Here is a 13,015-nt window from a genome sequence, read left to right on the forward strand (position 1 = left end):
TTTCCCTTTCAATCGGCCTGCCTAAAAACAGCAGGCCAAAGCACATTTAATGATTAGATGGATAGCGTCTTCAGCTTCTTGCGGCCACCGTAAACCAAGTTTACCAAGCCACGAGAGACAAGTACCGCACTAAACATCGAGGTCAAAATACCTAGACAATGCACCACCGCAAAGCCTCTAACGGGTCCGGTACCAAAGATCATTAGCATCAAACCAACAATCAAGGTCGTTACGTTAGAGTCGATAATCGTTGCCCAAGCATGCTTATAGCCTTCACTAATCGCGACCTGAGGAGAGTTACCGGCCTTAATCTCTTCACGAATACGTTCGTTAATCAGCACGTTAGAGTCAATCGCCATACCCAGCGCCAGCGCCATTGCGGCAATACCAGGCAGGGTCAAGGTTGCTTGCAACATCGACAATACGGCGACCAGTAACAACACGTTTACAGCAAGTGACACCACAGAAATCACGCCAAATACACGGTAGTAGAACAGCATCAACAATGCCACCAAGGCAAAGCCAACCCATGTAGAGTGAAAACCTCTGGCAATATTTTCTTTACCTAATGATGGGCCAATCGTTCTTTCTTCTACGATGTGCATTGGCGCAGCCAATGAACCAGAGCGGAGTAGCAAGGCGACATCAGAAGCTTCTTTTGAAGACATTGCACCAGAGATTTGTACCTGACCACCACCAATTTCTTCGTTAATGTTTGGCGCGGTAATCACTTCTGCACGGCCACGATCAATCAAGACCATTGCCATCTTCTTACCAACGTTTTCACGAGTAAGTTGCTTGAAGATATCCGCACCAACAGAGTCTAGCTTAATGGAAACGGCAGGCTGATTAGAGCGCTGATCAAATGAAGGGTCGGCTTTTTCGATGTTATTACCGGTTAGCTCAACATCACCTTTCAGCAATAGCTTTTTAAATGGGTTGTAAGCCTCATTATCATCTACTAGCACGGTATTTGGAGGCAGATCACCCTTTAGCGCAGCTTCCATCACGTCTGGGCTACGCCAATCTGCAACCACCATACGCAATTCTAGTGCAGCAGTACGACCGATTAAGTCTTTTGCTTTTGCGGTATCTTGCACACCAGGCAACTGAACAACGATACGATCGGCGCCTTGCTGTTGAATAATAGGTTCAGACACACCTAGTTCATTCACACGATTACGTAGCGTTGCGATGTTTTGATCAACCGCCGCTTTACGAACAGCGGTTAACTCTTCGTTAGATAGTTTGGCCACAATTTTAAAATCAGATCCGTCATTCACTTTCGTGAGACCGATACCAGTCATTTTTGATTTTAAAATTGGGAAAGCAGCTTCTACTGCATCTGCGTCACGGAAGCTAACGGTTGCTGTATCAGCATCTTTAATAATACGCACATAACGGATCTTGCGATCTTTCAACGTCATGCGCATATCTCTAGCATGCCCTTCCATTGTTTTTTCAATGGCCGCTTGCATATCGAGTTCAAGCATGAAGTGAACACCACCACGCAAGTCCAATCCAAGGAACATTGGGTGAGCACCAATACTTCTTAAGAAGTTTGGTGTATTTGGCACTAAGTTCAACGCAGCAACATAACTTTCGCCAAACGCAGCTTGTAATGCATCTTTTGCTTTTAGCTGGGTTTCGGTATCAGCAAAACGAACTTTCGCACCATTCGTTTCTAGCTCGACCGCGTCATAAGGCAAGTGAGCAGCTTTTAACGTTTGCTCCACTTTGGCCATCATGGCGGCATCGACTGTGGCGGTTGCTTTTAGCGGAGAGACTTGTACAGCAGGTGCTTCACCAAATAGGTTTGGCAATGAATACAAGAGACCGACCACTAAGACGAGGCCGATCATTAAGTTTTTCCATAGCGGGAAACGGTTCATAGCGTTTTCCAATAAAACCGGGAGCGTTTTGGCTCCCGGTTAGTTACGAAACATATCAATTTATCTGGAAGCTTACTTAAGCAACAGACTTGATAGTCCCTTTTTCTAATTTCGCAGCGATTGCAGAACGTTGGATAACCACTTCTGTATTTGCAGCGATTTCAACCGTTACATATTGCTCAGAAACCTTCACCAACTTGCCAGCAATACCACCATTAGTAATGACTTCGTCACCCTTTTGGATAGCAGACAACATTGCGCGGTGTTCTTTAGCTTTTTTCTGTTGTGGACGAATCAAAATGAAGTAGAAAGCAGCAAAAATCACAATCATTGGCAAGAACTGCATAATGCCACCTGCACCAGCAGGGCCTGACGCTGCAAAAGCTGGACTAATCCACATAGTTATTTCCCTTAATATTTAACGCTAATCATCACGATTATTTGCTTTTGTTAATCATGATCAGATAAAAACAATCGGACATTCTAACGGGTTGGCAGGATGAATGCCAACCTTCTCATATCAGATTGCAAACCCTAAGGTGCTAAAGCCATCAGAAAGTTCCTTTTTTTCAAGAGGAATCTTTTTGCATGCTTGCAGATGCAGCCTCTTCTTTAGGAGGGATGAAAAAGCTTGATGGCTTGGATTTAAATGCGGCCAACAACGCTTTTATCAACTGCCGATCTTCAGAAAGTGCGACACGACGTGATCGCATCGCTACCGAAAGAGCAATGCTAAAACTGACAAACAAGTTCACCATTCCGACTAATAAAAACCCTGCAAAGGTTAGCAACGCATAGTGCCAAGTGACTTGCCAATCCATAGAGGCCATCGCAAATCCCCAGTTAGCACTTGAAAATGCGATGTGCCGGATATCGATTGGTAAGCCAATAAATAAGCCGATAACCCCGATTGTTCCTAGCATGCATCCAAAAAAGAAATTACCGGTGAGCGCACCTAAATTCTGGCCAATATAATCGGCCATTTTATTAAGACGTCTTCGACCTAAAATACTTTGCAAGCCAGGCAGCGCTTTTAGACGTTCGGGAATATGGTTATAGCTTGCTTTGTTATCGTAGTAGCCAGAGATTAAACCAGACAAAAAGAGGCATACGCCAGCAATAGCGGCATGAAATAATGCCAAACTATGGATTGGATCTAGATCAGCCAGTAAATGCTTTGCTTTTTCTGCATTTGCTAATGGATGTCCAAATAAAGATTGCGTTGCCATCGCAATTAAAATGGCCAACGGCAAGGCAAATAAAATATTACCGGCGATCGCAATCCACTGGGTTCTAGCAACTTTGGTACATAAATCTACGAGTCCATCTAAGCGCTGCTTTTTACTTTTAGAGTGGCTATCCATGTTAGCGGCAATCATATTTGCCGTCATCGCGGGCTGTTTGGTCGCAACCGTAAAGTGCAAAATATGGATTAGCATGAAGCCTAGACCGTAATTCAAGCTATACAGTACTGCAAATCCAAGTGGAGATAGGTCCATTTTGCTAATTAGAATTTTTAGCAAGGCCATCCACGCAATGACAAAGCCAGCGCCCATCGCTGACTTCAACATGGATTTCCATTCTGCACGGTTATTTGCCGCATAGTGTTCGCCAGTACGCCCAGCATGCTCGGTCACCTGCAGTGACAACAGTGCAGTATTGGAGCCAAATAGTTCTTTAATGCTGTAACGCTTTGCCTCATTACGAACAACAGCTAATGCAAAATCGCCCACTTGCGCTGGAGAAGCCCCTTCTAGCAAGGCAAGCAATTCTTTTAATCGAGAGATACTTAAACCAAGTTTTAATAATAAGCGTGTCAAACTAATACTCACGCCATTTATCTGTGCATTTTTTCTGACTTTACCAATAATAGATTCGCATTGAGATAACAAAACTTCAATGTGGAGCTGATCACCTCGAAGTCCCTCGTCTAATGATGCATCCAAATGCTTGAATTTGTTCAGAAAAGAAACGACTTCGACATTTTGCTGGATAAATGGAGAGTCATATTTTTCTAAATCAGCGACATTACGAATCAACTCTGGTTCTAAGCCAATTGCACTGACGCGATAGGAGAGTACCTGGATTGCACTAACAATTTCTGATCGCAGATAATTGGTAATCTCTGCTTTCGTCTCTGCGTTTGGAACCAATAGAGAAAAGAGACGACGCCAAATGGAGGGCGAAATGGCTGACAACCATTCTTCATCCTCTTCGTCCGAGAAAAAAATGCCGAGCTGATCAATCATACTTTCTGAGCGGATGATTGGTGGCAAAAAGTGAAATACCAAACGTTCCCAGAAGGCGGCTGCAAAACCTTTGCTATCCGGTATACCGGAGTCGGAAAATAGTTGTTGCCAGCGATACGTTAACAACATCTTTTTCACAAAAGAAGACAATGCCAGCTGATACTCAGGTCGCCTCTCTAGCAGATCAACTAGCGCAATCATATTCAGATTTGCATCACTGATCTCTTGCTTTTTGTTTGGTCGAATACAGTTGATTAACTGCATTAGCCATCTTTCATCACAAGCATCAGGGCGAAGTAGCAGTTTATTTAGTAAGAGTTCCAAATTCCGTCCTTTCTGCCAAATACATCATTACAGTAATGGCGCATTGGCTTTCCTGCTCTTTGCAGCGCAATACGTTGCAAAGATTACTTTCGGCAGCTTACTCCTGCCAAATGACATTCCCAAGAATGACAATTGCAATTTAATGGACGGTTAATTCTGCATTAGGTTCCTGAGAACGGATTGACTTGTCCAATCGACATGGCCTTTTTATCAAACCAATGCTTGGCTTGCTGGTTCACTAAAGCACGATCTAATTGGCTTAATTCTTTCACCCTATCTCTAATGCTTTGCAAAGGTTCTCCACTACGGATATAGTTAACAAGCGTTCCCGCAATCACATGATCATCTTTTTCGGCATCCTCCCACACCCGCTGGCTATGCAAGATGGCTGACTTGAATTCCTCTTCATTCACCCCCTTAGCTTGCAGGTCTTCAAGGATGCGCTTCGTTTTATCTAAGGCTTGTGAAGCATTTGTGGATTGGCTCGAGAAGTCGATATCTAAACGAAACCCTTCTTGGCGGCGAATCTCTGCATCTACACCGATGCCATACACGAGCGCTGATTTTTGTCTTAACTCTGCCTCTAAGCGCTGCTGTAAAACATCTTCCAGTACTTGCGCAATCATCCGATTTTGTTGGTTGTAGGCCTCGGGCATTCGGATAAATAACATCGTCTGGCTTCTATCTTTTGCATCTAGCGCTTGAGCCTCTGCCGAATTATTTCGGATATCCACAAATGCGCCTTTAGGAGAAAGGCTAGCCAAGGTCATCTTGTATTGATTAGCAGGAAGCGAGGCTACCCATTGGTTAAGTAGCGGGGTTAATTGACTTGGATTCACATCACCAACAATAACCATCTTCCAAGGCCCGGAAGCCGTAAAGTATTGGTTAGCTAATTGTTGTAACTCACCATCATTTACTTCATTAATTTGAGCGGGTGTCGCGGATTTTTTTCGATAATCGCCGGACCAAATTTGATTGGCTAGCGATTCAATCAGCAAAGTTTCCGTCTTTTTATGGCTTTGAATCCAAGCTTTGACGGTATCTTGTTTCACCTCACTTAACATGAGCGGATCAATTCTTGGTTTGGTAAGCTGCAAATGCATGAGTGCGAATAGATCGGCTAAGTCTTCTGTACGAGCCTCACCACTAACCCCCTGCTCTCCCGCTCCCAACCAGTAAGAAGAAGAGATTAATTTACCAGCAGTCATTTTGCTTAATGCGGATAGCGAAAAGTCTCCTGCACCGCTTTGATTTAATACATCATCTAGCATCGATGCGGCGGTATACCGGTTAGGTGGTGCATTGTATAGCCCACCGGAAGAAAAGGTACTAACCACTACTTTACCTGGGGTGTTTTGTGTTTGTTTGAAATATACCTCAGCGCCATTCGATAACCGATAGCGCACGATATCGTTACCCAATACCGCTTGCGACAATACATTGCCTGGATTGACTGGTTGATCAGTTAACGCACCTAGTTTTTTCTCTGTCCAGACAGGTAACTTGGCCAACGTTGAAGAGTCATTGAATTGCGAAGCTTTTACCGAAGCAAGCGGCACCGAGCTAGGCAACATTACGGTGAGCATTTTTTCCTTGGTGTGCATCATGCCCTGAAATGCAGCATTGACTTCAGCCAGCCGATTTGTTTGGAACCATGTTTCGGTCAGTTTCAGCATTTCTGCAGGGCTAATCGAGACATTCCGTTGCAAGACATCATGCAAGAGTGAAGAAGCCAACTCTTCAGAGGTATTTGCATGTGATTCGGCGGCCATCTGACGCATTTGATTCAGCATATTGAGTCTAACGTCTTGGTATTCCTCCTCCGTAAAGCCTTGCTCTGAAGCACGAACGACTTCTTGCTGCACGCGTTGCCATGCAGGCATTAGCTTCCCGGTTCTAGGCACAAATAAGAAGGCGGTATTGTCTCGTCTATCGACCATTTCATTTGTCATCACACCCGACTTACTGATTGGATAATCAGGTTGCTCTGATTGAATGTCCAATCGTCTAGCAAATAAGGATTGCGCCATTTGTACAGCCAAACCGCTATAAATACTTTCCTCTGTATTAACTGGTTGTACAGTTGCGGGAATCACCCACTTAATGAGCGGGTCTTGCAAACTATCGTGATTCATCACGAGGGTTGCAGGAAGCTTTTGTAATGTTAATGGCGGAACCACAGGGGATTTTGGTGGCGTACTTGGCGGAATATCTTTAAATGCTTCTTCTAGCATTTGCTTTAATTGACTTGGGTTGATATCCCCAACCGCAATTACTGTTGCACGCTCTGGTCGATACTCGCGGCGATAAAAGTCGTTTAGCTGCTGAATATTAGCTTGGCGAACGAGTGCCATCTCACCAATCGGAGAGCGATCTACATATCGGCTACCGGCATAGAGCACATCATCGGCTGGCTTAATTTGCGCACGGGGATGCTCGCTCATCCGCCATTCTTCAGTAATAACTCTGGATTCTTTTTGTGCATCTGCTGCTCTAAACGTAATCCCCCCCACCCAGTCGGCAAGTAATACGGTTGCTTTCTTTAACTTTGCCTCGTCGTCTGTTGGCACGGGCAGCATATACACCGTTTCATTAAAACTGGTGTAGGCGTTCGAATCTGGTCCAATACGCATCCCTAATGATTCGATAAATTGCCCAACCGTTTCATTCTGGAAATGTTTCGTGTGCTGAAAAGCCATATGTTCAACAAAGTGAGCGTAGCCTTTTTGGGCATCGGTTTCGCCTGTTGAGCCCGCTTCCATAATTAAGCGTAACTCCACCTTTTTAGCGGGTTGTGCATTGGGTTGAATCAGGTATTTCACGCCGTTGGGTAGCGTACCTTGTAAGATTTCTGCATTAGGAGGTAATGGAGCTGCAATTAGTGGAAAAGCCGAACCAAGTAATAGAAAGGAAACCAAGCGCTTTAACAACACACTACCCCCTGAGGTATAAACAGAGAGCCCCTGACTAAGCAGGGGCTACACAGTGATGATGAACAGATAATGCTTTGATTGTACTTTGCTTAATCAGTTCCGCGCGCACGCTCTTCGGCAAATTGCTTACGGTATTGATCAAAGCGGCCCTCATCTAGCGCTTCACGCATATTGCGCATTAACTGCTGATAATAATGCAGATTATGAATAGTATTTAAGCGAGCACCTAAGATTTCGCCGGTACGATGCAGGTGGTGCAAATAGCCACGACTAAAATTCTTACATGCATAGCAAGAACACGTTTCATCGAGTGGACGTGTGTCTAAGCGATGTTTTGCATTTTTGATTTTGATATCACCAAAACGGGTAAAGATCCAGCCGTTTCGGGCATTACGTGTCGGCATCACGCAATCAAACATATCAACGCCTTGGCTAACTGCATAGACCAAATCTTCTGGTGTACCTACGCCCATCAGATAACGCGGTTTATCCGTTGGAAGTTTTGGTGCGGTGTGCGCCAAAATACGTGCAAAATCATCTTTAGGCTCACCAACAGATAACCCGCCAATGGCGTAGCCATGAAAGCCAATATCAACCAGCGCTTCTAGTGATTCGTCACGCAGGGTTTCATGCATACCACCTTGGACAATACCAAATAAAGCATTTGGATTTTCTAAACGATCAAACTCATCGCGAGAACGCTTTGCCCAACGCTTAGATAGGCGCATCGAGTCACCTGCTTGCTTCATATCGGCAGGGTATGGCGTACATTCATCAAAAATCATCACGATATCTGAATTAAGCACGGTTTGAATGCGCATAGATTCTTCTGGCGTTAGAAAACATTTATCGCCATTAATTGGGCTTTGGAACTTCACCCCTTCTTCAGTGATTTTGCGCAACGCACCAAGGCTAAACACCTGAAAACCGCCTGAATCGGTCAGGATAGGTTTATCCCATCCCATAAACTGATGTAAGCCGCCATGTGCGCGGATCACATCCAAACCAGGTCGAAGCCAAAGGTGGAATGTATTGCCTAAGACAATGTGCGCACCGATATCATTTAATTCGTTAGGTGCCATGGCTTTTACTGTGCCATAAGTACCTACCGGCATAAACGCTGGGGTCTCTACATCACCATGATTTAACGTAACCGTCGCACGACGGGCTTTTCCTTCGGTTTTGTGAAGGGTGAACTTCAAAGACATGCTAACTCCTGATGTGGCATGCGAAAGCAAACCACAGACCTGCCGGTAAAACAGACCGACGGTTAATCAACGCGCGCATGATAGTCATGCGGCAAATAAAACTTATTTTACACCAAGTGATAAAATTTGACCGGATGATCAGCCATATCGGCGAGCAGCGTCAATCGCTAAACCAGCACCAATACTGCCAAACAAATCACCCTCTACATGGCGAGCGGCCGGCAATACGGAAGCAATTTTTGCTCTTAAATGCGGTATGCCGCTAGAACCACCGGTGAAGAATACGGTGTCGATGTGAGCCGCATTTAACCCTGCTGTTTTTAGCATGCCATCAACCGTCGCGGCGACGCGGTTTACTTCCGGATCAATGGCTTGAAAGAAGTCTGCTTGAGAGATCTCATGAGATAGATCTACTTCAGCAATATCTAAATCAATCTCTGTTTGCAACTCGCTTGATAGCGTGATTTTTGCTGCTTCTACACGCATCGCCAGTTCATGCCCGGCTTTATCATCAATCAGCGTTAAGAGACGTTTAAATTTCACCGGCTCGGCCACATCTCTCATGACATCTTGCAACTCAGCCCACACCTTACGGGTATAAGCCAAGTTAATGGTGTGCCAAGTAGCCAGGTTGAAGTAATAGCTGGATGGGATTTCTGCATTACGATGCTTTAGGCCGGTTCGATAGCCAAGTAGTGGCATCACCGTTTCTAAGCTAAGTCGGCGATCAAAATCAGTTCCTCCAATATGCACCCCCGCATTACCTAAGATGTCATCTTTACGATCGACTAATTGGCGTCGATCAGGCGAAAGTCGGACGAGCGAGAAATCTGACGTACCCCCGCCAATATCCACGATCAGCACGAGCTCTTCAGAGGAAATTTGCTGTTCATAGTCAAACGCTGCGGCAATTGGCTCGAACTGAAAGCTAACCTCTTCAAATCCACAAGATTTGGCGATATCAGCCAAAGTATCTTCTGCGCGTTGATCGGCTTCCTGGTCATCATCGACAAAATGGACAGGACGCCCCATCACCACCTGACGAAACTCATGCTGAGCAGCGGCTTCACCACGCACTTTCAGTTCGCCAATAAAGTAGCTGAGCAAATCTCTAAACCGAAGTGCTCGCCCCATGACTTCGGTCTGGCCATCAATTAGACTCGTGCCCAAAATACTCTTGAGCGATCGCATCAACCGGCCTTCGTACCCTGTTAGGTACTCGTTTAGTGCATCTCGGCCAAAATGGGAGGAGTTTTCTTCGGCATTAAAAAATACGACACTTGGAAGCGTTACTTTTCCATCTTCCAGCGGCAGCAAAATAGGCGCGTTCGGTCGTAACCAGCCGACTGTTGAATTAGAAGTGCCAAAATCAATGCCACAAGCGCGTGCCATCTAGGGTATCCATCTTTAAAAGGGGCTGCGTAGGTTAACAGAATTTTGCCGACTGTTGCGTTTTAACACATGCAAATTGGCAGAGAAACGACAGCTTACAGTACAATCTAACTTTACCCGCTAAAGCAAACGCAACATGTTAAGTTATCGCCACGCCTTTCATGCCGGCAACCACGCCGATGTACTCAAACACCTTGTGGTGCATGAAATATTGCAATACATGAACCAGAAAGAAAAGCCTTGGTGGTACATCGACACGCATGCAGGTGCGGGTAGATATGATTTAACTGCGGGTTTTGCCACAAAAAATGCGGAATACAACACGGGTATTGGTAAGCTATGGGAAAAATCAGACCTCCCTTTGGCCTTGTCTCGGTTTATCGATACCATTCGCGCAGACAATCCGAATGGTGAATTAGCCAATTATCCCGGCTCTCCGTGGGTAGCGAGTAAAAGCCTTCGCGTGGAAGATAAACTCCGTTTATTTGAATTACACCCAAGTGATGCAGAATTACTAGAAGCCGTTTTTGCGGAAGCGAGATTGGTTGGCACAGGAAAACCCGCTTTAGTACAAAAAGCGAATGGTTTTGCGGGGCTGAAATCTGTCTTACCTCCACCGCCACGCCGTGCGCTCATTTTGATCGATCCGCCTTACGAAGATAAGCAAGACTATCAAACGGTTGTTAAAGCAGTTGAAGACGGCTTACACCGATTTGCAACCGGTACATTTGCCATTTGGTACCCCAAACTTCAACGCCCGGGCTGGTTGGCGATGGTGGAAAAGCTAAAACAGCTACCGTGCAAATCTTGGCTTAATGCATCGTTAGAAGTGGAAGTTCCTCGTGAAGACGGATTTGGAATGTTTGGCAGTGGCATGTTTATTGTGAACCCGCCTTACACCTTAAAAGACACATTGACTGATGTACTCCCTTACCTAGCCAAACAACTTGGATCGGATGGGCCTGGCAAATGGGTACTTGAGAGCTAATTCGTATCGCAACCTAAAGCGCCCCCCTCAAAAGCATTGTTTTAAGCACTAATCCACCACTAAACACAGTGCTTTTGAGATCATTCACATCCTCTGTTTTTTCTTTTTTTCCTCTCTAAACAATTTGCCTAGTTAGCAGTTTTTTTAGACGATAAACGGGGACAGTTTCTTACGTTCAATTTGCCATTTGCATAATATTTAATTAGCATTCAAGCAAATGCTCAGCGATCTGTTGAGATTCGCGTGCAGACGGAAACATTTGCATGCCACAGAAGGAGATTCAACTTGAAAAAAATGATTTTATTGACGCTATTTGGATCTCTACTTTTCTTTGCACATTCGCGAATTACTTTTTCTGAGTCCAACATTATGTCGATGCTTACAAAACATGATGCAAAAGCGCTATCGGGCGACACATCTGCATGTGATGACTTTGCTAGTGATTTAGCCGTTTCATTAACCGCAGAAAGTGCCAAAGGAAGATGGGAAGTTGAAGGCGGCAAAGACGAAATGTGTGGCTATTTAAAAGAAGCATCCGCAGCACTAACGGTATTGCATGTATCCACTTCATCAGACTTTAATGATGTGATCATCACACGTAGTGGCTTCCCTTGGATGACGGCGGAAGTGCATTACAAACAGCGCACAACCATCACTGCCAGCAACTTACCGCAGATTACCTCTGAGTCTGATGATGTAGTGCAACTAAAAAGAACACTCACTGGATTAAAAATTCAATCGGTAAAATCTCACGCAACTGGCGGTATTTAAGCCAGCAACAACAGAAAAATATCATGAAAAAAATGATTGCTTTAGCACTTCTTCTATGTGCAACTCACGTGTTTAGCCAAACAATAGGAAAGGTGGCTAACTCGCCAGATGCATTTGTTCCTAGTGGCTATGTTGTCACCGAAAAAATTAGCGGTGATCTTAACGGGGATAAACAAAAGGATTGGGTTTATATCATCAAAAGTACCGACAAACGCCAGTTTGTGGAAAATCAATTTCAAAAAATAGTCGATCGAAATCGAAGAGGGATTTTAATTGCATTTGCTCAACCAGGTGGTTTTACTTTAGCGCTAGAAAATTTGTCATGCTTTTCCTCTGAAAATGAGGATGGAGGCGTTTACATGCCGCCGGAATTGAATGTATCGATTGAAAAAGGCAACCTCTATTTACACTATGGGCATGGTAGATACGGCTACTGGATGTACAACTTCCGTTATCAGCATGGAGATTTTCAGCTGATTGGTTATGATGCAAGTGACAATTTTGGCCCTGTGACCAATAGTGATGTCAGCGTCAATTTAATCACCAAAAAAGCGCGCTTTAGGCAAAATGAGAATGCGGATGCAGAAACTGATGGCGAAGAGCGATTCAAAACCACGTGGAAGTCATTTACCGGAGCGAAGCCAATCCTGCTGAAGCGTATCAAAGATATCGATGATATTGACGTATTAGCGATGCTGGGATTGCGTTCTTAAGGCATTTCGGTTGAATGCTAGACATCCAATAAAAAAGCTGGCACTAACGCCAGCTTTTTTATTGGATGTGCAAGGAGATTAATTATCGCCAAGCAAAATTTGCTCGATCGCAGCACCACTTGGCTTGCCGCTACATAGCTGATGGTTCAGCACGGACACCACGGTCCCATCTTCTGGCACAGCAGATTTTGCATCTTCCCCAGTCGTTGCTTGATAACCTTGTGGGCCTGTTTTCTTATGATTGAAGTAACGAGGCAAACGGGTTATACCTGTTTTGCAATCCACGACAACTTCTGTGAATTGATATTCGTCTGCATCTTTAGGATTGTCCCAACGAATTTGGTAAGTAACCTGATCACCATCTTTTTTTACCGCGTCTAAATCGACACGGTTATCATCCCCGACGTTTACCCAATCGGCGGCACTTGCATGACCAGCTACTAATGTCACCGCCACTGCGGCTAATAACTTTTTCATTGATTACCCTTCTCTATTTATTAGGCTGATTCGATGGCAATGATGCCTGTCTTATTGTTAGAGAG

10 protein-coding genes are annotated in these 13,015 nt (G+C 44.7%); 3 read left to right on the forward strand and 7 right to left on the reverse strand.

What is annotated here, in order from left to right; all coding sequences use genetic code 11:
- Nucleotides 1-53 precede the first annotated feature (53 nt).
- The 6 genes from secD to LIN78_RS06635 all read right to left on the reverse strand — a co-directional run bounded on the left by secD (nt 54) and on the right by LIN78_RS06635 (nt 10,001).
- Nucleotides 54-1,892 carry a protein translocase subunit SecD gene (secD, locus tag LIN78_RS06610; RefSeq protein WP_227179768.1) on the reverse strand — a complete coding sequence of 613 codons (1,839 nt, stop codon included), beginning with the start codon at nt 1,890-1,892 and terminating at the stop codon, nt 54-56.
- 76 nt (nt 1,893-1,968) lie between these two features.
- The gene (gene yajC / locus LIN78_RS06615) at nt 1,969-2,292 is read right to left on the reverse strand and encodes a preprotein translocase subunit YajC (RefSeq protein ID WP_227179770.1); all 324 of its coding nucleotides are present in this window, start codon (nt 2,290-2,292) and stop codon (nt 1,969-1,971) included.
- Between the two features lie 169 nt (nt 2,293-2,461).
- A complete protein-coding gene (locus LIN78_RS06620) occupies nt 2,462-4,465 on the reverse strand; it encodes a site-specific recombinase (protein ID WP_227179772.1) in 2,004 nt (667 codons plus the stop codon).
- A gap of 161 nt (nt 4,466-4,626) precedes the next feature.
- On the reverse strand, nt 4,627-7,401 hold the full coding sequence (locus LIN78_RS06625; protein ID WP_227179774.1) for a M16 family metallopeptidase: 2,775 nt from the start codon (nt 7,399-7,401) through the stop codon (nt 4,627-4,629).
- A gap of 89 nt (nt 7,402-7,490) precedes the next feature.
- Nucleotides 7,491-8,609, reverse strand: coding sequence for a tRNA guanosine(34) transglycosylase Tgt (gene tgt / locus LIN78_RS06630; protein ID WP_227179776.1), 1,119 nt, complete (start codon nt 8,607-8,609; stop codon nt 7,491-7,493).
- A 138-nt stretch (nt 8,610-8,747) separates the two neighbouring features.
- Nucleotides 8,748-10,001 (reverse strand): Hsp70 family protein, encoded by a 1,254-nt coding sequence (locus tag LIN78_RS06635; protein WP_227179778.1) that lies wholly within the window; start codon nt 9,999-10,001, stop codon nt 8,748-8,750.
- Between the two features lie 136 nt (nt 10,002-10,137).
- Here LIN78_RS06635 and LIN78_RS06640 point away from each other — a divergent pair, with 136 nt between their 5' ends.
- The 3 genes from LIN78_RS06640 (at nt 10,138) to LIN78_RS06650 (ending at nt 12,473) form a co-directional block, all read left to right on the forward strand.
- Complete coding sequence (locus LIN78_RS06640; protein ID WP_227179780.1) at nt 10,138-10,989, forward strand: 23S rRNA (adenine(2030)-N(6))-methyltransferase RlmJ; 852 nt, start codon at nt 10,138-10,140, stop codon at nt 10,987-10,989.
- A 285-nt stretch (nt 10,990-11,274) separates the two neighbouring features.
- Nucleotides 11,275-11,760, forward strand: a complete 486-nt coding sequence (locus tag LIN78_RS06645) for a hypothetical protein (RefSeq protein WP_227179782.1) — start codon at nt 11,275-11,277, stop codon at nt 11,758-11,760.
- A 23-nt stretch (nt 11,761-11,783) separates the two neighbouring features.
- Nucleotides 11,784-12,473, forward strand: a complete 690-nt coding sequence (locus LIN78_RS06650) for a hypothetical protein (protein ID WP_227179784.1) — start codon at nt 11,784-11,786, stop codon at nt 12,471-12,473.
- Nucleotides 12,474-12,551: 78 nt separating this feature from the next.
- Here the strand turns inward: LIN78_RS06650 and LIN78_RS06655 are convergent, their stop codons facing one another.
- A complete protein-coding gene (locus LIN78_RS06655; RefSeq protein ID WP_227179785.1) occupies nt 12,552-12,950 on the reverse strand; it encodes a hypothetical protein in 399 nt (132 codons plus the stop codon).
- Nucleotides 12,951-13,015 lie beyond the last annotated feature (65 nt).

This window comes from Leeia speluncae, assembly GCF_020564625.1.
Taxonomy (GTDB): domain Bacteria; phylum Pseudomonadota; class Gammaproteobacteria; order Burkholderiales; family Leeiaceae; genus Leeia; species Leeia speluncae.

Bases quoted from the DNA above. Each gene is read 5' to 3' on its own strand.
- secD (WP_227179768.1), bottom strand. From the start codon at position 1,892: ATGAACCGTTTCCCGCTATGGAAAAACTTAATGATCGGCCTCGTCTTA.
- yajC (WP_227179770.1), bottom strand. From the start codon at position 2,292: ATGTGGATTAGTCCAGCTTTTGCAGCGTCAGGCCCTGCTGGTGCAGGT.
- tgt (WP_227179776.1), bottom strand. From the start codon at position 8,609: ATGTCTTTGAAGTTCACCCTTCACAAAACCGAAGGAAAAGCCCGTCGT.
- LIN78_RS06635 (WP_227179778.1), bottom strand. From the start codon at position 10,001: ATGGCACGCGCTTGTGGCATTGATTTTGGCACTTCTAATTCAACAGTC.
- LIN78_RS06640 (WP_227179780.1), top strand. From the start codon at position 10,138: ATGTTAAGTTATCGCCACGCCTTTCATGCCGGCAACCACGCCGATGTA.
- LIN78_RS06650 (WP_227179784.1), top strand. From the start codon at position 11,784: ATGAAAAAAATGATTGCTTTAGCACTTCTTCTATGTGCAACTCACGTG.
- LIN78_RS06655 (WP_227179785.1), bottom strand. From the start codon at position 12,950: ATGAAAAAGTTATTAGCCGCAGTGGCGGTGACATTAGTAGCTGGTCAT.